Origin of the sequence: Pseudomonas sp. BS3782 TE3695 (assembly GCF_050435305.1) — a bacterium.
GTDB lineage: Bacteria > Pseudomonadota > Gammaproteobacteria > Pseudomonadales > Pseudomonadaceae > Aquipseudomonas.
Genome location: NZ_JBNDKB010000001.1, coordinates 5800737 through 5822625, shown reverse-complemented (window position 1 = coordinate 5822625; position 21889 = coordinate 5800737). Strand labels below are relative to the sequence as shown.

The window sequence follows — 21889 nt, the reverse complement described above, 5'->3', positions numbered from 1 at the left end:
CGCGAAATGGGCGCCGGGCATTATTTGCCGCTATACAGATTCAGATCGCCAAAGTGTTTCTTCTGAATGGTGGCGTAGGTGCCATCGTCGTGTAACGCTTTGATACCTTTATTCAAAAGCGCTTTCAGCTCGGTGTTACCTTTCTTAATACCGATCGCCGTTTTGGATGGCAGCAGTTCACTGTCCACAGGCTTGCTGACTTCGTAGCCTTCGCCTTTTGGCGACTTCAAGAAGCCCAATTCGGCTTGCAACATGTCCTGGATTGCTGCGTCAAGACGGCCGGAAGTCAAGTCGGAATACACCTGATCCTGGTTCTGATAGGCCTGGGTTTTCACGCCCGCCTTGTCCAGCACGGCCTTGGCATAGGCTTCCTGGATGGTGCCTTGCTCGTAGCCGACGGTCTTGCCCTTCAGCGAAGCGACATCTTCGCTCAGGCCGGAACCTTTCTTGAATACGTAAGCGGTTGGGCCGGAGAACAGCTCGTCGGAGAAGTCGATGACTTTTTCGCGGGCCGGGGTGACGGTCATCGAAGAGATCACACCGTCGAATTTATTGGCTTTCAAGCCCGGAATCATGCCGTCGAAATCGCTTTCGACCCATTTGCACTTGACCTTCAGCTCGGCGCAAATGGCATTGCCCAGGTCGATGTCGAAGCCTACCAGGCTACCGTCGGCTGCTTTGGACTCGAACGGCGCGTAAGAAGGGTCAACGCCAAAACGCAATTCTTTGTATTCCTTGGCCAGCGCGGAGCCGGCAGCTACGCACAACGCCAGTGCAGAAAGGGTCAGCAATGCTTTTTTCATTATTCAATCCCTAAGAACCAATATGAGCGCTTGTGGCGCAGAAGTACTGTTACTGGAAAGCGTAAGACCTATTAAAAGTAGCAATTTCCGAACCAGAGTCCCGAACAAGCGTTTAAAAGGTAATACAAGAAGTGGCAGTGTGGGATTTTATGCACGAAAACGGGCATCGCCAGATCCATGCGCCAGGGTGGTGCGCAGTATGGGAGCCCACCGCCAGATCAGCTAAGCCACAATCCATGTGGGAGCGGTCTTGCTCGCGAAGGGGGCGTGTCAGTCAACATTAATGTTGCCGGACACACCGCCTTCGCGAGCAAGCCCGCTCCCACAGGTTCTGCAACTTTACTGACCTGCATTGGTGCAACACAGAAATCAGGTCAGGCGAGCAAATCCTGCAACGTCGCCAAGTTGTCAGCGTCCTCCACCGATTTGTCCTGCCGCCAACGCAGCATTCTCGGAAACCGCACCGCAATCCCGCTCTTATGCCGCTTCGACAGGGCAATACCCTCGAATCCCAACTCAAACACCAACGTCGGTTTCACACTGCTCACCGGTCCGAATTTTTCTACGGTGGTCTTGCGTACGATGCTGTCGACCTGGCGCATTTCTTCGTCAGTCAATCCGGAGTAGGCCTTGGCGAATGGCACCAGCGTGCGTTCGCGGGCAGAGGGTGGGCCGTCCCACACCGCGAAGGTGTAATCAGTGTAGAGACTCGCCCGGCGGCCATGGCCCTGCTGGGCGTAGATCAGCACCGCATCGACACTGAACGGGTCGACTTTCCATTTCCACCACACGCCCATGTCCTTGGTCCGCCCGACGCCATACAGCGCATCGCGGGCCTTGAGCATCATGCCTTCGACGCCCAATTTGCGGGAGGCTTCCCGCTGGCGGGCGAGGTCGAACCAGTTTTCGCCGCTCAGCACGGGCGAGCTCAGTAACACCGGGTTTGCGCAGGTTTTGATGAGTTGTTCCAGTTGAGCACGGCGCGTGGCTTGGGTCTGGTTACGCCAATCCTCACCCTGCCATTCCAGCAGGTCATAGGCCATGATCACCACGGGCACCTCATCGAGGATTTTCTTGCTCAGCATTCTTCGACTGATCCGCTGTTGCAACAGCGCGAAGGGTTGCACGGCGGGTGACGACGGCGATTGCGGATCGAAGGCATCCTCGGTGCGTGGTTGTGCGGCTTTCCAGGCAACGATTTCGCCGTCGATCACCGTGCCGTCGGGTAAGCCATGAACCAGGCTGTCCAGTTCGGGAAAACGCTCACTCACCAATTCTTCACCCCGCGACCAGATCCACAAGCGCCCGTCACGCTTGACCACTTGCGCGCGGATGCCGTCCCACTTCCATTCCACTTGCCATTGGCTGGCCGGTCCGAGCAGGGTTTCGAATTGTTCAACCGGGTGCGACAACGCATGGGCGAGGAAAAACGGGTAGGGCTGACCACCCCGTTGGGCATGCTCATTGGGTGATTCGGGGGCGATCAGCTTCAGGTAACTGGCGGCGCTTGGGCGGTTAGACAAATCGGTGTAACCCACCAGCCGCTGGGCCACGCGTTTGCTGTCGAGCCCGGCCATCGCCGCCAAGGCACGGGTAACCAGCAATTTGGAGACCCCGACACGGAAACTGCCGGTGATCAGTTTGATGCACAGCATCAGGCTTTGGCGATCCAGTTGCGCCCACAACGCGGGCAAGGATTCTGCAAGGGTCAGCGGGGGCGCGTTACGCAGCGGCAGCAGTTTGTCTTCAATCCACACGGCCAGGCCATCGGTAGAGGTGTGGGACATTTCGGGCAGCACCAGCGAAATGGTTTCCGCCAGATCACCGACGGCCTGATAACTCTCTTCGAACAACCAGGGTGAGAGCCCGGAAAACGCTGTGGCCATTTCCCGCAGCATTCGTACCGGCACCAATTGTCGAGGGCGCCCACCGGACAGAAAGTACACCGCCCAGGCGGCATCTTCGGGCGCGGCCTGGGCGAAATACCTCTGCATCGCCGTCAGTTTGGCATTGCTCGAGGTGGTGGCGTCGAGTTCGGCATACAAGTCGGCGAAGGCTTTCATGCCAGCACCTCGGCGCTCTCGGGTTCGAGGACCGTGGTTTCTTCATCATCGCCATATTCGGTGCTGAAACTCATGGCATCGAGGCCTTGTTCGCGCAGATAGCGCACCAATACCCCGATCGAACCATGGGTGACGATCACGCGTTCGGCTCCGGTTTGTTCGATGGCCCAAAGCAGGCCGGGCCAGTCGGCGTGATCCGATAACACAAAACCGCGGTCCACACTGCGCCGGCGCCGTGTACCGCGCAAGCGCATCCAACCGCTGGCGAAGCCATCGCTGTAATCACCGAAACGCCGTACCCAAGGGCTGGCACCCGCTGAAGGAGGGGCGAGGACCAGGGCCTTGCGCATCATCGGGTCATGCTTTTTAACGTCGCCGGCATAGATCGTTGGCGGTAAATAAATGCCGCTCTGGCGATAAATCCGATTAATGGGTTCAACCGCGCCGTGGACCAGAATGGGGCCGAGGCTGGCATCGATGCCGTGGAGAATCCGTTGAGCCTTGCCGAAGACATAGCAGAACAGCACGCTGGTCTTGTCGGCCGCCGCATTGGCCCGCCACCACTGATTGATCTCGGCAAAGATCTGCGTCTGGGGTTGCCAGCGGTAAATCGGCAAGCCGAACGTCGATTCCGTGATGAACGTATGGCAACGCACCGGTTCGAATGGCGCACAGGTGCCATCGGGCTCGGTCTTGTAATCCCCCGAGGCGACCCAGACTTCTCCGCCATATTCCAGACGTACCTGGGCGGAGCCGAGTACGTGGCCCGCGGGGTGAAAACTCAGTTTTACACCGCGGTGCAGCAATGGCTCGCCATAAGGCAAGGTTTGCAGGTTGATGTCCTGGCCCAGACGCGCACGCAGGATGCCTGCACCCGGCGCCGCGGCCAGATAATGTTGATTGCCATGGCGAGCATGGTCGCTGTGGGCGTGGGTGATGATCGAGCGTTCGACCGGCTGCCATGGGTCGATATAGAAATCACCGGGCGGACAGTACAAACCTTCAGGACGAGCGATAACAAGGTCCATGTTGTTACCCAAATGGAGAGGCCTGTTAGCTAGGAGGTTTGCGCGAAACGAGAAGTTCGATTTATTTTCGGGAAGAATGGAGGCGTTAAACAGACCGCTTTCGCGAGCAGGCCAGTTAAGGTTTTTTAGAGAGTAATTATCGCACTTGTGGCGAGGGAGCTTGCTCCCGCTGGGGCGCGCAGCGGCCCCGAATCTACCACCGCGCAGATCCAGTTAGAACACAGGCGTCTGTATTGCGACTGCTGCGCAGTCGAGCGGGAGCAAGCTCCCTCGCCACAATGGATTTTCAGCATCAATGGGACCGACAGCAGGCTTTCGCGAGCCGACCCGGTCCCATTTGAGGTTACTTGCCAGGCGTCAGCGTCAACCGCGTCTTGCCATACACCTTGTCAAAGTTCTGTGGCTGCATCGGCAGGCTCATGTATTGCCCCTTGAGCCATGGCTCGACGCTGTCGAGATAGTGCGCGCTGGCCGGGTTGCCGGACTGGCCGCTACCGTTCTGGCCCATCAGCGGTTCGGCCTGGCCGAAGTCGACGATAAAGCGCATGGCCGGCGCCAGCGTGGTGTTGAAGTCCTGACCCCAGGTGAACGCGGCGGTGTTGAGCGTGGTGTGGTCGCCGCCGGCTGGCAGCGGACCGCGCACAGTCTGGCCACTGGTGTTCTTCCACTCGTAGCGATGCAGTTTGCCCCACTGCCAGGCTTTGTGATCGCCACCCAACTGGCTGTCACCCGCGCTGATCGCGGCCGCCAGGCTACGGGCGAGGATCGTCGGTTTGTCTTCCTTCTGCGCCGTGCGTGAGTCGTCCCAGAACGGACTGTCCTCACGGCTCAGCAGATGATCGGCCTGCGCCGCGTAAGACAACTTGCCGTTGGCGATAAAGGCTTTCCACGCCGGGCTGCTTTCCGGGCCCAGTTCGTCGAGGAAAATCTGCTGGGTGCTTTGCTGCAGGAACAGCGCGTAGATCGCCGCGTCGGCGGAGGTCGGGCTGAGTTTGCCGTCGAAGGCCATCAAGCGCGTATAAGCCTCGCGAGCCTTGCCGCGATCGGCCACCGGCAACGCTTCGATGGCTTGCTTGAGGGGCTGAGCCATGCCCGGCGCTTCAAACATCTTTTTCAGCTTGGCAGCGAAGGTGGTGGTCTGGTCGTATTGCATGGCGATCAGGCTACGCGTGTCGTGTTTGCCCACGCCCGCCAGTTCGGCCATGCGTTCACCGCGCTCCGGCGCCGACCAGGAATTGGACAGTTGCATGCCGTAGCCATGGGGAATGACCCGCTGGTTGGCGGTGCCGAGCCAGCCTTGAGCCGGGTCCTGGTCATAGGGATGGAGCATCGGGTCGGCGTAACCGTCCCAGTCGAAGCGACCTTCCCAGCCCGGCGACGGCAGCAAGCCTTCGCCTTCGCGACGGTTCGGGTAACGCCCGGTAACTTGCCAGCCGATATTGCTGGCATCGGCAAACACCAGATTCAGGGCGATGGCGCGGATCTCACGGCTGGCGTCCGAGGCTTTCTCGACGCTCTGCGCTCGGGACAGGTCGAAAAACGCGTCCAGGGTTTTGTCGTCGGTGAAGTTCGGCGTCTGCAAGGCCAGGCCGAAACCATTCGCCAACGCGGTGCCTTGGGCGCTGTTGAGCAGCGGTCCGTGGCGGGTTTCATATACCGCTTCGCGAATCGGCTTCTGGCCTTTGACGAAGTAGGTTTCGTTGCGCACGATCGCCGGCTGCCATTTGCCGCTGACTTCGTAAGAAAGGCCGTTGCCCTGACGTTTGATTTTTTCCAGGAACAGGTCCTGGTTGTCGCCCATGACCGTGGTCATGCTCCACGCCACTTTGCCGTTGAAACCACCGAGCACCATCGGTAACCCGGCAATGGTCACGCCGGAGGCCTGGTATTTCGGCGCGCGAATCTGCACGTAGCTGAACAGCGACGGCACGCCCAGCGGCCCATGGCTGTCGCTGGCCAACAGGCTTTTGCCGCTGCGGCTGCGTTGCGGGGCGATCGCCCAGTTGTTCGAAGACGTGGCGCCCAGCAGGTTCAGATTCGACAGTTGAGTGGTGGCTTTGCTGATTTCACTCAGCCCCGGGATTTGCCCGTTGAGTTTGAGGCCTTGAAGTTTTTCCGCTTCTGCGACCGGCAATTTTTCGTCGGGAGCGGACGGCGTCAGCCACGCCAGTTTGTCGGTGCTGACCGTCTGAGCCAGCATCAATGAGGAAATTTCTTCCGGCAGGTTCGCCGATTGACTGAAATTCAGCAGGCAGAAAATCAGCGCCGAATCTTCCGGTTTCCAGTATTCCGGCTTATAGCCAGTGGCCGCGAGGTCGGCAGGCAGTTTGTCGCGGTAGCGGAACAGGTAGGCGTTGACCCCACGGGCATAGACTTCGAAGAAACGTTTGAGGCGCGGCGAAGAAGCCTTGTACAACTCACCCGCGCTTTTCTTCAGATTGACCGCACGCATGTAGCGATCGGCATCGAGCAGGTCCGCGCCGGACATCTCCGCCAAACGGCCCTGGGCCAGCAGGCGCAGGGTGACCATCTGGTTGATGCGGTCGCTGGCATGCACGTAGCCGAGGGTGAACAGCGCATCGTGGAAGCTATTGCTCTCGATCAGCGGCATGCCCATGGCATTGCGCCGAATCGAAACGTTCTGCGCCAGGCCCTTGAGCGGTTGCACGCCGGAGGTTGGCGGGAGGGTGTCTTGAGTGTTCCAGGTCTGACAACCGGTCAGGCTTAAAACACCGGCCACTGCTGCGGCAACGCCGAACCGGGGAAGAAAATGTGTAAGGGCTGGCGAGGCCATGGCAAAGCTCCTGCGGGGGGTAGCGTCATTAAAGGCGCTACGTTAGTGAGCAGGAGGTGGCCGCGCAAGCGGGGTATCAGGTTATTTCAGGATTTGTCTGTGGAATGCAAAAAGATCGCAGCCTCGTTTCACTCGACAGCTCCTACATGGTTTTGCATTCCCTGTAGGAGCTGTCGAGTGAAACGAGGCTGCGATCTTTTGATCTTCTATCAGGATTTCGGCGGATTGACCTTGGCCACCAAGGCATACGCCTTCACCGTCGCCGGGCGGTTCTGGATATGGTTGAACCAGCGCAGCACGTTGGGGAAGTCTTCCAGATTCTGGCTCTGCCATTTGTGAGAAACGATCCACGGGTAGATCGCCATGTCGGCGATGCTGTATTCGCTGCCGGCGACAAAGTCATTGTTGGCCAATTGCTTGTCGAGCACGCCATACAGGCGGGCGGTTTCGTCAATGTAACGCTTGATCGCGTAGGGGATTTTCTCTGGGGCGAATTGGCTGAAATGATGATTCTGCCCGGCCATCGGCCCCAGGCCTCCCATCTGCCAGAACAGCCATTGCAACGCTTGCTGGCGTCCGCGCAGGTCTTTGGGCAGGAACTTGCCGGTTTTCTCCGCGAGGTACAGCAGAATCGCCCCCGACTCGAACAGTGCCAACGGCTCACCGCCATCGGCCGGCTCATGATCGACGATGGCCGGGATTTTGTTGTTCGGCGAGATCTTCAGGAACTCGGGTTTGAACTGTTCGTTCTGGCTGATGTTGATCGGGTAAACGTTGTACGGCAGGCCGGCTTCTTCCAGGAATATCGAAATCTTGTGGCCGTTGGGGGTGGTCCAGTAATACAGGTCGATCATGAAAACTCCATTATCAAGAGACATCGTCAGGTACGGACAGCGACCGTCGGCATCAGGTCGTCCTGTTTGCGTTGGATGGCTTGCCAGTAGAAGGAGGTGATGCTGAAGTGCGAGAAATTCAATGGCCCGACAAGAGAAAAGTCAGCATGGAGCTCAAGACCAACGCGGCGCTGATCATCATCGATCAACAAAAAGGCATTTTGCATCCCAAGCTGGGTCGCCGAAACAATCCTCAGGCCGAAGCGCGCATCGTGGAATTGCTGGAGCATTGGCGTCGAACCGGGCGGCCGGTGATTCACGTGCAGCACCTGTCCCGCTCAGAGGATTCAGTGTTCTGGCCGCAGCAATCGGGGGTGGAATTTCAAGAGCGTTTTCAGCCCTCGATGGGTGATTGGCTGATTCAGAAACAGGTGCCGGATGCGTTTTGTTCTACGGGGCTGGAAGCACGTTTGCGCGAGGCGGGGATCGATCAGTTGATCATCGTTGGCGTGGCGACCCACAACTCGGTGGAATCCACGGCGCGAACGGCCGGGAATCTGGGGTTTGAGGCGTGGGTTGCCGAGGATGCGTGCTTTACCTTCGACAAGGCGGATTTTTTCGGCAATGCCCATTCAGCCGAGGAGGTGCATGCGATGTCGCTGGGTAATTTGCATGGCGAGTATGCGACGGTGATCAGTACGGATCAAATCCTGAGCGACGACTGAAAACCAAGGAGCGAGGCTTGCCCGCGAAAGCGATTTAACTGACAGATTGATAGTGAATGTGCCGCCGTCTTCGCGAGCAAGCCCGCTCCCACACTCGATCTGCGCCAGCCACACATTGTGTGAACACAGCAGATCCAATGTGGGAGCGGGCTTGCTCGCGAAGGCGATTCAACAGGCGAAAAAGATAGCCGCCCGAAGCATCAAGCGCCGTGGCACTTCTTGAATTTCTTGCCAGTGCCGCAAGGGCAGGGATCGTTGCGGCCGACATCTTTCAGGGCATTGCGCACCGGTTCCTGGTGGACATGGCCGCAGTTCGGGCCGTGGACATGACCATGGTCGTGATCATGGTGATCGTGATGGTCATGATCGTGGTTGCAGTCAGGGCCATGGACATGAGGTTGCTGGGTCATCGGGCTTACTCCGGAATTAAATCGGCGGCGATTATCACGCCATTGCGCGCCAGGTGCACGTGGTGCGCGATGAATAAACCGGTTTCCATCTCACCTTCCAGACGATAGGGAATGGGTTGGTCGGGTTTTTTCAGCAGCTTGACCAGGTCCCGGACTTTCGGCCACAGGTTGGTGCGGATAGGTACTTTAAAATAGGCGCTGCGTTTGGGGCCGACCGTGAACCAGTGTTCGTACTCGCCTTCGGTCAGCAGTATGTCGCCGAGGTGAATGCGATATTCCAGGGCACGCACTGTCAGGTCGCGATCGTTGGGATTATCGACGCGAAAATGCAGCAGGAATTTCTGCTCCAGTAGTTTGGCCCGGACCACCTCGACCTTGACCAGATGCACCTGCGGGTCGGGCAGGTCGTCGCTGAACCATGACGCACAGCCGCCGAGCCCTGAAAACAGGAGCAAGGAGAACAGATAAAGCGCGAGTCGCCGGGTGGTCATAGTCGTGTTTCTCCCTTGACCCCAGTCTAGCTGCAAAAAGATCGCAGCCTTCGGCAGCTCCTACAGGTGTACGCCGATCCCATGTAGGAGCCGCCGAAGGCTGCGATCTTTTTGCTGTTGGTCACCTCAAGCGCCAAAGTAACTCGCACAGCACTTCTTGAACTTCTGCCCGCTGGCGCACGGGCACGCATCGTTACGCCCGGCCTTGAGTGACACGGTGGGGTCGATGAAATACCAGTGGCCGGCGTTTTGTACGAAAGATGAGCGTTCGCGGTGACTGTGTTCGCCGCTGCTGTCGTGCCAGCGAGCGGTGAAGGTGACGAAGGCGTGCTCCGGCTGACCGCCGAAAACCTCGGCGCTTTCGACCTCCAGGCCCAGCCAGGTGCTTTGGGCGCTCCAGTCACTGATCGACTGACGATCCAGGCCGGCCTGTTGTGCGGGCAGGGTGGTCGCTACCAGATAGTCAATCAACCCCAGTACATAGGCGCTGTAGCGCGACCGCATCAAGACTTCGGCGCTGGGGGCAGGGTGGCCGGCGTGGTAATGGCCACAGCAGGCATCGAGCAGCGTGCCGCTACCGCAAGGGCAAATGGATGTACTCATTGCGTTACCACCAATATTTCCCGAAGTTTTCCGGATTGGCCCAGAAGCGTGAATTCAGCCAGTCGGGCACCTGTTTATAGTCAAGCAGATCGTAGGTAAACAGGGTCAGTACTTGATCATCGCGCTGGAAGCGTTCATTGGCTTGCAGCGCCAGGGAGAAAAAGTCCGTCTCCTGCCAACCGCATGCCGGCAAGTCGGCCAGCACCGCAATGCGACTGGCATTGAGGTTGCGTATCCCGCCGAGCAGATTCAAGCCGTCGCGCTTGGGCAAATGTTCGAGGCAATCGACCACCAGCGCCAGATCAAACCGTTGCGCCGCCAGTTCGGCGGGTAGTGGCCCGGGTGCAGCAAAGTCGACGGTGCTATCTGGATGCGCGAGTTTGAATGCCTCAAGCGCGGGGAATTCACTGGCGCCAATCAGCAGCAGACGCGCCGGGGCATAACGATCAAGCAAAGCGGCCAACGCCTGCTGGGGCGTGCGCGAAGAAATACCTGCAATCATCGAAGATCCTCAATCAGAGCGCCAAGATTAGCCTGCCCCAACGTCCGGGCCTAGCGTCCCTTCTGGCGGGTTTAACCAAAAAGCGCCGATCTTCCGCGAACACGGGGCAAAACGGCAATGGCCTATTGCTGGCGGAGATTAAAAGTCGGGTCTTTACTCCCTAGAATCGGTTTTAAGCCGATCCCTCAGGAGAAGAACTAGATGAGCATAATTCGGACAGCATTACCCTTGGTTCTGCTAACCAGTGTGTTGACTGGTTGCGCAGGTTTGCAGAAAACCGACTGGCCGTCCTGTGCGGCGGTCGGTGGCGTCATCGGTGCGGGGCTCGGCGCGACCGAAAGCTCGGCATGGGCAGGGTATGGCGCGCTGCTGGTCGGCGGCACGGCAGCCGCTTATTGCTGGGTGCATGGCGACGGCGACGAAGACGGCGATGGCGTACCGGACAGCCGCGACAAGTGCCCAGGCACACCTAGAGGCGTGCAGGTCGATGCCAACGGCTGCCCTCCACCCGCGCCTGCGCCGGTGGTTGAAGAGGTGGCAGTGGTCAAGGAAGAAGTCATCGTGATCCGTGATGTGCACTTCCAGTTCGACTCGGCCAAGCTCACTCCTGCCGATAAAGACGTACTCAACACCATTGCCACGCGCCTGAAACAGGAATCTTCCAGCGCCCAACTGACTGTCACCGGTCATACCGACAGTGTCGGCAGCGATGCCTACAACCAGAAACTGTCGGATAGACGCGCCCATTCAGTGGTGGAATACCTGATTTCCCAAGGCGTGCCACGCAGCAGTTTCGTGTCGGTGACCGGCGCCGGTGAAAGCCAGCCGGTGGCCGATAACAAAACCGCTGACGGCCGTGCGATGAACCGGCGCACGGAAATCAAAATCAACCGCTAGGTCTCTGCCGTTCCGCGGCTTGTACAGTCGCGGATGCGGGTCTTTACTCCTGTGTGACCGGTATGGGCCGGTGACACAGGAGCATTCACAATGAGCGTTCTCACAAGGACCGTCTTGCCGGTTCTGCTGCTTGGCAGTCTTCTGACCGGTTGTGCGACTCACAGCGATGGCACCGCCCCTCTCAATCAACGCACCTGGCCGATCTGCAGTGTCCTGGGTGGACTGGTCGGCGGCGGTTTGGGCGCGATCGAAAGTAGCGCTTGGGCTGCGGGTGGTGCGGCGCTCGGGATCTTGACCGGTGGCCTGATCTGTTACGCCCAGGATGGCGATGAAGACGAAGATGGCGTCTTCGATCGACGTGATCGCTGCCCCGATACGCCCGCCGATACCCCTGTCGAACATCATGGTTGCCCGCTGCCGCAATACCCGGCCAGCGTGAAGCCTGTTGAACCTCCGGTCTCCGAAGTCATCACCTTGAACGGCAACGTTTTGTTCGCTTACAACCAATCCGAGCTGATGCCCGAAGCGCGCAGTGAGCTGGATTCGCTGATGGCCAAATTGCAGAACACCGATGTGGCGAGCATTAAAGTCATCGGTCATACCGACAGCCAGGGTTCGGACACCTATAACCAGAAACTGTCGGAACGTCGTGCCAGCAGCGTCGCGGCTTACCTGTTGAGCCAGGGCGTCGCGCCCAACAAACTCACCAGCGAAGGCCGGGGCGAAAGCCAGCCAGTGGCCGAGAACGACACGGAAGAAGGACGGGCGCAAAACCGTCGCGTGGAATTGCACATCAATCGCTAAGCCTTGTAATAGAGCCGTCGGACACCGACTCAGGTTGATCCGACGGCCAATCCGCGACCTTCGGGAAGAATTTTTTGTTGCCCTCTGGCTTATCCCGCGTGTAAGCCGTTACTGTGCGCGCAAAGAATAATTCTCAACGGGGGAGCGTATGAAGGTGTTTTGGGGGCTGGGGAAGTTGTTGACCCTGCTGTTCTGGTTGACGGTGCTGGTCAATCTGCTCATGCCGTTTGTTCATCCGTTTCACCTGCTGGTCAATTTTGCCGGCACTGTGTTGGCAGGGCTTCATCTTCTGGAGCTGGTGTTCTGCAACCGTAGCCTCAAAGGTCGAGCCCACCCTTGGCGCGATCGTCTGAAGATTGTCTTTTTCGGCGTTTTCCATCTGCAAACCATTCCGGCCCCGGCCGCTTCGAAGGCCTCCCATGCGTAAACTCTGTCTGCTCGCTGCATTTATCAGCCCATTGGCCTGTGCGCAGGTGGTGAGTGTCGAAACCAACTCGCTGATGCGCTTGCCCAACACCACCAGTACCTTGCAACTGGAACGGCTGGAAGTCGCCGATTACGGCACTTTGCTGGTTCCTTCGAACGTGACCGAAGTGACGGTCGGTGAGTTGCATCTGGGACGTGACGCGCGGATCGCCATTGTGCCGAGCGAACAAGCTCTGGCATTGAAGATCAACCGTGCCGAATTGGCCGAAGGCAGCCAGATCACTGCACGGGGCGCGCCGGGGACATACCTCAAGGCTGCCCGCTCCGGGCGCAATCTGGATTTGCAGATCAAAGCGTTGAACGCGCCGCAATTGTCGGTTGACGCTCGCGGTGGCGCGGGTGCGCCAGGTTTTGTCGGCCTCGATGGGGCCAATGGTCAAGCACCGGGTTGTACCTGGGGCCAGGCCGGTCGCGGCGCCGATGGCAGTAATGGCAGCGACGGCCAATCGGGAGCGCCAGGCGCGCTGGTTCGGCTGGAAGTGCCGCGTGATTACCCTGCTGAGCAGATCAAAGTCGAGATTGCGGGCGGGGAAGGTGGTCTGGCTGGCCCCGGTGGAAAACCAGGGGCGGGCGGCAAGGCCAAGGGCTGTTTCGTCTATAAAGCCGATGGCGGCAAGAGCGGCCGCCCCGGTGCCGACGGTCAGCCAGGGTCTGCGGGAGTGGCGGGTTCGGTGACGATTCAGCGGTTGTAAGCACGACCGAGCCCTCTGTGGCGAGGGAGCTTGCTCCCGCTGGGTCGCGAAGCGGCCCCAAAACCAGCAACCCCATTCTTTCAGAATGAGCGCGGTGACTGGTTTACGACTGCTGCGCAGCCCAGCGGGAGCAAGCTCCCTCGCCACGGAGGCCTACACTCCTCAGAACATCGGCCGAGCCGCCGCAATCGCCACCAACACCAACCCGACCATCAGGTTTATCCCCACCAAGCGGCGAATCTTCCCCAGCACCGCCGCACCCGTCGGCCAGTCCTGAGCCGCCACCGCCGTGCGCAATTCTGGCAGCATCAACGCCTGAATCCGGATGAACAGCGCCGTCATCACCACATACAACCCCATCATCACCTGCACATACCACGGCGCCGCTTCAAATCCGGCGAACTGCAGATGAATTATGCCCACGCCGCTGATCGGCAAAAGCACCACCGCGATCCAGACCCAGCGGAAAAAACCTTGAAACACTTCTACCCACAGCTTCAACCGGGCAGGGCCTTCCAGCGCCTTCATCGCCGCAGGGCGCAAGACCATCCAGGCGAAAAACATGCCGCCGACCCACACCAGGGCAGCGATGACATGCAGGGTATAAACGATGCCAAAAGGTGTCATTGAGGTACTCCGTTCTGCGCGGGATTGATTAGCGCGGTATGATAGCCGCCGATCCGAACCACTGAAAATTTATCCAGCATTTTTTGCGCCCGACAACTAATGATCAGCACCGAACTCAAAACCACGATCCAGGGCGCCTATTCGCGTTTTCTCGAAGCCAAGAGCCTCAAGCCGCGCTACGGCCAACGCCTGATGATCGCCGAAATTGCCAAAGTCCTCGGTGATATCAACACCGACGACGAAGGCCGGCGCAGTGGCGACCCCGCGATTGTTGCGGTGGAAGCCGGCACCGGTACCGGCAAAACCGTGGCCTATAGCCTGGCGGCAATCCCTGCCGCGAAGGCTGCCGGCAAACGTCTGGTGATTGCCACGGCCACGGTGGCCCTGCAAGAGCAGATCGTCTACAAGGATTTGCCCGACTTGATGCGCAACAGCGGGCTGAATTTCAGCTTCGCCTTGGCCAAGGGTCGCGGGCGCTACATGTGCTTGTCCAAGCTGGACATGTTGCTTCAGGAAGGTCACGCGCAGACTGCCACCGCGCAGTTGTTCGAAGAAGAAGGCTTCAAGATCGAGGTCGATGAGGCCAGCCAGAAGCTGTTCACCAGCATGATCGAGAAGCTCGCCGGCAATAAGTGGGATGGCGACCGCGACAGTTGGTCGACGGCGCTGGAAGACGCCGACTGGGCGCGCCTGACGACCGATCACAGTCAGTGCACCAACCGTCATTGCCCGAACTTCGGCCAGTGCGCCTTCTACAAGGCCCGCGAAGGAATGGGCAAGGTCGACGTAATTGTCACCAACCACGACATGGTCCTGGCCGACCTGGCCCTGGGCGGCGGTGCGGTTCTGCCGGACCCGCGCGATACCATCTACGTGTTCGACGAAGGCCACCACCTGCCGGACAAGGCCATTGGCCACTTCGCGCACTACACGCGTCTGCGTTCCACCGCCGACTGGCTGGAAACCACCGCCAAGAACCTCACCAAATTACTCGCCCAGCACCCGCTGCCGGGCGATCTGGGCAAGTTGATCGAGCAGGTGCCGGAGCTGGCCCGGGAGATCAAGACCCAGCAACAATTCATGTTCAGCGCCTGCGAACAAGCCGCCGACTTCAAGCCCGGCGAAGACGTCGAAGGTCGCGAGCGGCCACGTCACCGTTTCGTCGGCGGGGTGATTCCCGAGCACATGCGCGAAATGGGCATCGAGCTGAAGAAGGGCTTTGCCCGCCTGACCGACGTGTTTACCCGGCTCACCGACCTGCTCAAGGAAGGCATGGACGGCGAGGTCAATATCGGCATCGCCAGTAACCAGGCCGAAGAGTGGTATCCACTGTTCGGCAGCCTGTTGTCACGCTCTTCGGGCAACTGGGAGTTGTGGACCGCTTTCACCGTCGAAGACCCGGAAGACAATCCGCCCATGGCCCGCTGGTTGACCCTGGCCGAAAGCGGTTCGCTGTTCGACATCGAGGTCAATGCCAGCCCGATCCTCGCGGCGGACATGCTGCGGCGCAACCTGTGGAATGTGGCTTACGGAGCGCTGGTGACCTCGGCGACCCTGACCGCTCTCGGCACTTTCGACCGCTTCCGCATGCGTGCCGGCCTGCCTAAAACAGCCGTCACCGCCGTGGTCCCGAGCCCGTTTCACCATGCCGACGCCGGTGTGTTGCGGGTGCCGGACCTTAAAGCCGACCCGCGGGACGCGCCGGCTCACACCGCCGCGATTATCCGCGATCTGCCGCAACTGGTAGAAGGTTCACGCGGCACCCTGGTGCTGTTCTCCTCACGCAAACAGATGCAGGACGTGTTCGACGGGCTGGACCGCGACTGGCGCAAGCAAGTGTTCATTCAAGGCAACCTGTCGAAGCAGGAAACCCTGAATAAACACAAGGCGCGGGTCGATGGCGGGGATTCCAGCGTGCTGTTCGGCCTGGCGAGTTTCGCCGAAGGCGTGGATTTGCCCGGTGCGTACTGTGAGCACGTGGTGATCGCCAAGATTCCGTTCTCGGTGCCCGACGATCCGGTCGAAGCGGCGCTGGCGGAATGGATCGAGGCCCGTGGTGGCAATCCGTTCATGGAAATCTCCGTGCCAGACGCCTCGCTGAAACTGGTCCAGGCCTGCGGTCGCTTGCTGCGGACCGAAGAAGATCGCGGCACCATCACCTTGCTCGACCGTCGTCTGGTCACGCAGCGCTACGGCAAAGCTATTCTCAATGCATTGCCGCCATTTCGTCGTGAAATTTCCTGATGCACCGGTGGGCAAATAAGCCCACCGCGTTGTCTACCTCACTGCCACCGCTTTTCCACTGGCCCATTGATGGTCGCTTGGGAGATCCACGTTCCTATGATTCGCCGTTCGTTGCCTGCTGTTTTTGCCTTGATGTTCGCAGCCCCTTTGCTGGCGGCCCCTATCGGCCAGCAAACGTTGTTCAACTTTGTGCGTCCCGCCGATGTGGTCCAGGTGGCGACCCAGGACGCCAGCCTGCCGCAGTCCAACGCGGAGCAAACGGCCGAAGGCGAAGTGCTGCGCCGCGTGACTTTCAACCCGGTCGCCCGGCCGACCTTGCGCCTGACGCCGCAGACCGGTGCCTGGGACTGGTCACAGTCGGGTGTCATGAGCCTGCGAATCCAGAGTGCGATGAACTGGGCGGTGACCCTGAACGTGACCATCCAGAGCAACGATGGCAAGACCCTGGTCAGCCGCGTCGATCTGCCGGCCGGTCCGGCGCAAACCCTGTTGGTGCCACTGCAACCGAGTTCGCCTTTGAGCCAAGGCATGAAAGCCGGCCCGCCGATGCCGATCAATTTCGAAGGCCAGCGTGTATTGCTGGCCAGCAGCGCCGGTGAGCTGGACCGCAGCCAGGTGGTGTCGGTGACCTTGTCGATGGATCAGCCAAAAGTCGCCCAAAGCATCCTGCTCGAGCGCTTCGGCGTGCAGGATGGCGAGGCTGTCACCAAGGCCGCTTACAGCGGTCTGGTGGACGCCTACGGCCAATCGACCCGGGCCAAATGGCCGGAGAAGGTCAGCAGCGACGAGCAACTGAAATCCGCCGCGGCCAAAGAACAGCAACAACTGAAAAGCTGGCTGGCCGAGCGCGAGAAGCAGTCCGTGGACAAGTTCGGCGGCTGGACCAAAGGCCCGGCATTCAAGGCCAGCGGCTTTTTCCGCACAGAAAAACGTGACGGCCGCTGGTACCTGGTGACCCCGGAAGGGCATCCGTTCTATTCCCTTGGCGTCAACACTGTGACCCCTAGCGTCAACCAGACTTACGTTGCTGGTCGCGAATGGATGTTCGAGTCCCTGCCCAAACCCGATGAGCCCCTTGCCAGCTACTATGGCGAAGGCGACAACCGCGGCGGCAATGGCGCCGGTCAGGGCCGAGCCTACAACGCCGGGCGCTGGTACGATTTCTATGGCGCCAACTTGCAGCGTCTGTATGGCGAGCCTTGCACTCCGGGCAGCGATACCAAGGCCGGTGTCGCCGAAGCGGCCAAGGCCGATGCGGGCGAGGCGACGGCCGATAAGACCGCCGCACCATCAGCCGATCCTGCGGCAACCGAATCCGCGGCCGGGGTTGCTGAAGCGGCCAGGACCGGCGCTGTTGAAGCGTCAGTCGAAAAAGCGGCCGAGCAAACAACCGTCGAACCTTGCAAAGTGGTTTTCGACGAAAAGCGTTGGGCCAGTCACACCCTCGATCGCCTGCAAGCCTGGGGTTTCAACACCCTCGGCAACTGGAGCGCACCGGTGTTTGGCAACGCTGACCGAGTGCCATACACCCTGCCGCTGTCGATCGTCGGCGATTACGCCAGCATCAGCACCGGCACCGATTGGTGGGGCGGCATGCCCGATCCGTTCGATCCGCGTTTCGCCATGGCCACCGAGCGCGCGGTGGCCATCGCCGCCCGCGACCATCGCGACGATCCGTGGCTGATCGGTTACTTCGCAGACAACGAACTGGCCTGGGCCGGGCCCGGCGATGACCCGAAGGCCCGTTACGCGCTGGCCTACGGCACTTTGAAAATGACCACTGATGTGCCGGCCAAACGTGCCTTCCTCAAACAGCTGCGTGACAAGTACCGCAATCAGGCGGGGCTTTCCAAAGCCTGGGGCATTGATCTGCCGGCCTGGGAACTGATGGAAGACCCGGGCTTCGTGCCGCCGCAGCCGAGCGCCGAGTACCCGGAAGTCGAAGCCGACTTTAAATACTTCCAGAAAGTGTTCGCCGACACCTACTTCAAAACCGTCTCCGACTCGCTCAAATGGCATGCGCCGAACCAGTTGTTGTTGGGTGGCCGTTTTGCCGTAAGTACCCCGGAAGCCGTCGAGTCCTGCGCGCAATACTGCGACGTGCTGAGCTTCAATATGTACACCCTGCAACCCCAGGACGGTTACGACTTCGCCAGACTGCGCAGCCTGGACAAACCGGTGCTGATCACTGAATTCAATTTCGGTTCGACGGATCGCGGCCCGTTCTGGGGAGGCGTGACGCAACTGGCGAAAGAAGAAGACCGTGGCCCGGCCTACGCCAATTTCCTCAAACAGGCGATGAGCGAACCCTCGATTGTCGGGGTGCACTGGTTCCAGTACCTCGATCAACCCGTGACGGGTCGCCTGCTGGACGGTGAGAACGGTCACTTCGGCCTGGTGGGTATTACTGATCTGCCGTTCCAGGGCTTTGTCGACACGGTGCGCAAAAGCAATCTGCAGACCGTCGATCAACTTGGCAAAGAGGCCGAGAAGGCCAGGGCCGAGGCGGAAAAAGCCGCCGGGAACCAGGAAGGCGAGGGCGGCAAGCAAGGTGCTGCCGACAAAGGTGCAGAGCAGGGCGCCGGCCATGCGGGTGGGCATTCGGGCAATGGTCATTAAGCACTGAGATCCCTGTGGCGAGGGAGCTTGCTCCCGTTGGACTGCGCAGCAGTCCCATTCTTTTTGGGGATAAGGGGCCGCTCCGCGCCCCAACGGGAGCAAGCTCCCTCGCCACAAAGGTTCCTGATTAATTCCATGGGCGACCGCCCGGCCCGACCCTGTTCCCAAAACCCTCAAGGGCTGGAACAATGCGGGCCACTTTATAGAGCGAATATCCGGGAGCGTTGTGGGTGCAGATTCAGGGTCATTACGAGCTTAAGTTCGAAGCGGTGCGTGAAGCTTTTGCGGCGCTGTTCGACGATCCTCAGGAGCGTGGCGCGGCGTTGTGCATTCGCATTGGCGGGGAAACTGTCCTCGACCTCTGGGGCGGTACCGCCGACAAGGACGGCACCGAAGCCTGGCACAGCGACACCATTGCCAACCTGTTTTCCTGCACCAAGACCTTCACCGCCGTGACCGCGCTGCAACTGGTGGCCGAAGGTAAACTGCAACTGGATGCTCCCGTCGCTCGCTACTGGCCCGAGTTCGCTGCCGCCGGCAAAGAGAACGTGACTCTGCGCCACTTGCTCTGCCATCAGGCGGGCCTGCCTGCGCTGCGCGAATTGCTGGCGCCAGAAGCACTTTACGACTGGCAGACCATGGTCGACGCCCTGGCTGCCGAAGCGCCATGGTGGACGCCAGGTCAAGGTCACGGTTATGCGGCGATCACTTATGGTTGGCTGGTGGGTGAATTGCTGCGTCGCGCCGACGGTCGTGGGCCGGGCGAGTCCATCGTGGCACGGGTCGCGAAGCCCTTGGGGCTGGACTTCCACGTTGGCCTCGCCGACAAAGAGTTCCATCGCGTGGCGCATATTGCCCGTAGCAAGGGCAACCTCGGCGACGCCGCAGCCCAACGCTTGCTGCAAGTGACCATGCGCGAGCCGACGGCCATGAGCACCCGGGCCTTCACCAACCCGCCGTCTATAATGACTAGCACCAACAAACCGGAATGGCGGCGCATGCAGCAGCCGGCCGCCAATGGCCATGGCAATGCCCGCAGCCTGGCCGGGTTCTACGCCGGTTTGCTCGACGGCAGCCTGCTGGAAAGTGAAATGCTCGACGAGCTGACCCGCGAACACAGCGTCGGCGAAGACAAGACTTTACTGACCCGGACCCGCTTCGGCCTGGGTTGCATGCTCGATCAACCGGATGTACCCAACGCCACCTATGGCCTCGGCCCACGGGCGTTCGGTCACCCGGGCGCCGGCGGTTCCATCGGTTTTGCTGACCCGCAATACGATGTGGCCTTCGGCTTTGTGACAAATACCTTGGGACCGTACGTCTTGATGGATCCACGAGCGCAAAAACTTGTGCGAGTACTGGCCACTTGTCTGTAAATCACGCTTAAGGGGGCCAGGGCCGGAACCCGAAAGCCTTTGTGGTTTCAAAGCGCTGTTTATCCGGGCTAACCCGGTCTGATTTTTCATTACTTCATTTTGTGGATATCCGATGTCATCCAATAAAACGCTCGCCCTGGCCCTGTGCTTCGCTATCACCGGTTGCGCACAAACCCCACAAAATGATGCAGACGGCGGCAGCTGGTGGCCCTTCGGTTCTTCCGACGGTTCTTCCGACAAGGTTGCGACCAAAGAACCGGCCCCGGCTCCGTTGAAACCTGCTGCAACAGCCCCCGTCGCCAAGGCTGACAGTGCATCCCCCTGGTACTGGCCGTTCGGTTCCGAAGACACTGCCGACAAGATGGCCAAACCGGACGTAAAACCTGAAACCAAGCCGGTCGCTGTGGCCAAGGCTGAAGCCGATGCCGGTGGCAATTGGTGGTGGCCGTTCGGTGGCAAGGAACAAAGCACCGCCAAGGCCGTGCCGATGCCCGACCCGAAAGTCACCCAGGCCTGGCTCGACGACTACGAACCGCGCCTGCGCGAGGCGATCAAGGACAGTAACCTGAAACTTGAGCGCCGCGAAAACGTGCTGGTCGTCACGGCACCGGTAGAAGGCTCGTTCAACCCTGACCGTCCGTCCATGCTGCTGCCGGTGACTCTCGGCCCGTTCACCCGTGTCGCGAAAATCCTCGAAGTCGATCCAAAGACTGCCGTGCTGGTACTCGGTCACAGTGATACGACTGGCGCCGCACCGGCCAACGTGAAGCTGAGCCAGGAGCGTGCCCAAGCGGTGGCGGCGATCTTCCGTCTCAGCGGTCTGCAGCGTGATCGCCTGATGCTGCGCGGCATGGGTGGCGAGGCTCCGCGTGCCGCCAACGACAGTTCTGAAGGGCGTGCCCTGAACCGCCGCGTCGAGCTGTTGGTGACGCCGGCAAACACCATGGTCGCGTTGCTCAGCAAGTACAACATGCCGGCTCCGGCACCGGTGAAAACCATGGTCGCTGCGCAAGACATCAAGCCAGTGGCCAAGCCTGTGACCCCGGCGCCTGCTGCGAAGAAAGCGGCTGTGCCGGCGACGAAAAAGGCACCGGCCAAGAAAGCGGCTGCCAAGGCGCCAGCCAAAAAAGCCGTGGTGAAAAAGACTGCGCCCGCCAAAGCGGCGGTCGACACCAAGAAAGTCGCCGTCGCCGATGACACAAAGAAGTGATTCGTTAACCAAAAGGAATGCGCCATGACCCGGCCCTTGGCAGATATGCGTCGCGATTACACCCGAGATGGCCTGACCGAGGCGCAAGCCCCGGCCGAGCCGTTCGAGTTGTTTCATCAGTGGTTTGCCGACGCGGTGAACACCGAGCAAGTGCCGGTGGAGGCGAATGCCATGACGCTGGCCACCGTCGATCAGCAGGGACGGCCGCATTGCCGCATCCTGCTGCTCAAGGGCCTGGACGAGCAGGGCTTCACCTTTTTCACCAATTACGAAAGCGACAAGGGTCAGCAACTGGCAGCCAATCCATTTGCGGCCATGACGTTTTTCTGGCCAGCCCTGGAACGTCAGGTGCGTATCGAAGGGCGGGTCGTGAAGGTCACGCCTGAAGAGTCCGACGCTTATTATCAGGTTCGTCCTCTGGGCAGCCGCCTCGGTGCCTGGGCCTCGCCCCAGAGCCGGGTGATCGCCGATCGCGGCGAACTGGAAGCGCTGCTCAAGAATACCGAGCAACGTTTCAGCGATACCCAACCTCACTGCCCCGAACACTGGGGCGGTTATCGCTTGCTACCCGAACGCATCGAATTCTGGCAGGGCCGTCCGAGCCGTCTGCACGATCGCCTCAACTACCGCTTGCAAGGCACCGACTGGGTTCGTGAACGCCTGGCACCGTAACGTAAATAGC

At 60.0% G+C, this 21889-nt stretch carries 20 protein-coding genes; 10 read left to right on the top strand and 10 right to left on the bottom strand.

The window, feature by feature from the left end:
• Window positions 1–20: 20 nt before the first annotated feature.
• The 5 genes from ABH909_RS26370 to ABH909_RS26350 form a co-directional block, all read right to left on the bottom strand.
• Entirely contained in the window at window positions 21–803 is a 783-nt protein-coding gene (locus ABH909_RS26370) for a transporter substrate-binding domain-containing protein (RefSeq protein ID WP_095632420.1), read from the bottom strand.
• A gap of 374 nt (window positions 804–1177) precedes the next feature.
• A complete protein-coding gene (locus ABH909_RS26365; protein WP_429438770.1) occupies window positions 1178–2866 on the bottom strand; it encodes an ATP-dependent DNA ligase in 1689 nt (562 codons plus the stop codon).
• The gene (locus ABH909_RS26360) at window positions 2863–3894 is read right to left on the bottom strand and encodes a ligase-associated DNA damage response exonuclease (protein ID WP_429438767.1); all 1032 of its coding nucleotides are present in this window, start codon (window positions 3892–3894) and stop codon (window positions 2863–2865) included. Before ABH909_RS26360 ends, ABH909_RS26365 begins: the two co-directional genes overlap by 4 nt.
• 343 nt (window positions 3895–4237) lie before the next feature.
• A complete protein-coding gene (locus ABH909_RS26355) occupies window positions 4238–6688 on the bottom strand; it encodes a penicillin acylase family protein (protein ID WP_429438764.1) in 2451 nt (816 codons plus the stop codon).
• A 209-nt stretch (window positions 6689–6897) separates the two neighbouring features.
• The gene (locus tag ABH909_RS26350) at window positions 6898–7542 is read right to left on the bottom strand and encodes a glutathione binding-like protein (protein WP_429438761.1); all 645 of its coding nucleotides are present in this window, start codon (window positions 7540–7542) and stop codon (window positions 6898–6900) included.
• A 146-nt stretch (window positions 7543–7688) separates the two neighbouring features.
• Between ABH909_RS26350 and ABH909_RS26345 the strand changes: the two genes are divergently transcribed.
• Window positions 7689–8246, top strand: a complete 558-nt coding sequence (locus ABH909_RS26345) for a cysteine hydrolase family protein (protein ID WP_429438758.1) — start codon at window positions 7689–7691, stop codon at window positions 8244–8246.
• Between the two features lie 200 nt (window positions 8247–8446).
• Here ABH909_RS26345 and ABH909_RS26340 read toward each other — a convergent pair whose 3' ends face one another.
• From ABH909_RS26340 to ABH909_RS26325, 4 genes are all read right to left on the bottom strand, one after another.
• Window positions 8447–8656, bottom strand: a complete 210-nt coding sequence (locus ABH909_RS26340; protein ID WP_429438756.1) for an SEC-C metal-binding domain-containing protein — start codon at window positions 8654–8656, stop codon at window positions 8447–8449.
• Window positions 8657–8661: 5 nt separating this feature from the next.
• On the bottom strand, window positions 8662–9147 hold the full coding sequence (locus tag ABH909_RS26335) for an LEA type 2 family protein (RefSeq protein ID WP_429438753.1): 486 nt from the start codon (window positions 9145–9147) through the stop codon (window positions 8662–8664).
• A gap of 126 nt (window positions 9148–9273) precedes the next feature.
• Window positions 9274–9750 (bottom strand): YchJ family protein, encoded by a 477-nt coding sequence (locus ABH909_RS26330; RefSeq protein WP_123499295.1) that lies wholly within the window; start codon window positions 9748–9750, stop codon window positions 9274–9276.
• A gap of 4 nt (window positions 9751–9754) precedes the next feature.
• Window positions 9755–10252, bottom strand: a complete 498-nt coding sequence (locus ABH909_RS26325; protein WP_429438750.1) for a DUF6231 family protein — start codon at window positions 10250–10252, stop codon at window positions 9755–9757.
• A 201-nt stretch (window positions 10253–10453) separates the two neighbouring features.
• On the opposite strand from ABH909_RS26325, the gene ABH909_RS26320 reads away from it, so the two are divergent.
• The 4 genes from ABH909_RS26320 to ABH909_RS26305 all read left to right on the top strand — a co-directional run bounded on the left by ABH909_RS26320 (window position 10454) and on the right by ABH909_RS26305 (window position 13131).
• Complete coding sequence (locus ABH909_RS26320) at window positions 10454–11149, top strand: OmpA family protein (RefSeq protein WP_429438748.1); 696 nt, start codon at window positions 10454–10456, stop codon at window positions 11147–11149.
• Window positions 11150–11239: 90 nt separating this feature from the next.
• Window positions 11240–11953 (top strand): OmpA family protein, encoded by a 714-nt coding sequence (locus ABH909_RS26315; RefSeq protein ID WP_429438745.1) that lies wholly within the window; start codon window positions 11240–11242, stop codon window positions 11951–11953.
• 148 nt (window positions 11954–12101) lie between these two features.
• On the top strand, window positions 12102–12380 hold the full coding sequence (locus ABH909_RS26310) for a DUF1145 domain-containing protein (RefSeq protein WP_429438742.1): 279 nt from the start codon (window positions 12102–12104) through the stop codon (window positions 12378–12380).
• The gene (locus ABH909_RS26305; RefSeq protein ID WP_429438739.1) at window positions 12373–13131 is read left to right on the top strand and encodes a collagen-like protein; all 759 of its coding nucleotides are present in this window, start codon (window positions 12373–12375) and stop codon (window positions 13129–13131) included. The genes ABH909_RS26310 and ABH909_RS26305 overlap by 8 nt, the downstream gene beginning before the upstream one ends.
• A 162-nt stretch (window positions 13132–13293) precedes the next feature.
• Here ABH909_RS26305 and ABH909_RS26300 read toward each other — a convergent pair whose 3' ends face one another.
• Complete coding sequence (locus ABH909_RS26300; RefSeq protein WP_429438736.1) at window positions 13294–13758, bottom strand: CopD family protein; 465 nt, start codon at window positions 13756–13758, stop codon at window positions 13294–13296.
• A gap of 99 nt (window positions 13759–13857) precedes the next feature.
• Between ABH909_RS26300 and dinG the strand changes: the two genes are divergently transcribed.
• The 5 genes from dinG to pdxH all read left to right on the top strand — a co-directional run bounded on the left by dinG (window position 13858) and on the right by pdxH (window position 21879).
• A complete protein-coding gene (dinG, locus tag ABH909_RS26295) occupies window positions 13858–16002 on the top strand; it encodes an ATP-dependent DNA helicase DinG (RefSeq protein WP_429438733.1) in 2145 nt (714 codons plus the stop codon).
• Between the two features lie 96 nt (window positions 16003–16098).
• Window positions 16099–18621 carry a beta-agarase gene (locus ABH909_RS26290; protein ID WP_429438731.1) on the top strand — a complete coding sequence of 841 codons (2523 nt, stop codon included), beginning with the start codon at window positions 16099–16101 and terminating at the stop codon, window positions 18619–18621.
• A gap of 230 nt (window positions 18622–18851) precedes the next feature.
• A complete protein-coding gene (locus ABH909_RS26285; protein ID WP_429438728.1) occupies window positions 18852–19997 on the top strand; it encodes a serine hydrolase domain-containing protein in 1146 nt (381 codons plus the stop codon).
• A 112-nt stretch (window positions 19998–20109) separates the two neighbouring features.
• A complete protein-coding gene (locus tag ABH909_RS26280) occupies window positions 20110–21207 on the top strand; it encodes an OmpA family protein (protein ID WP_429438725.1) in 1098 nt (365 codons plus the stop codon).
• A gap of 24 nt (window positions 21208–21231) precedes the next feature.
• Window positions 21232–21879: a pyridoxamine 5'-phosphate oxidase gene (gene pdxH, locus ABH909_RS26275; RefSeq protein WP_095632404.1), complete on the top strand. Its 648-nt coding sequence runs from the start codon at window positions 21232–21234 to the stop codon at window positions 21877–21879.
• Window positions 21880–21889: the final 10 nt, after the last annotated feature.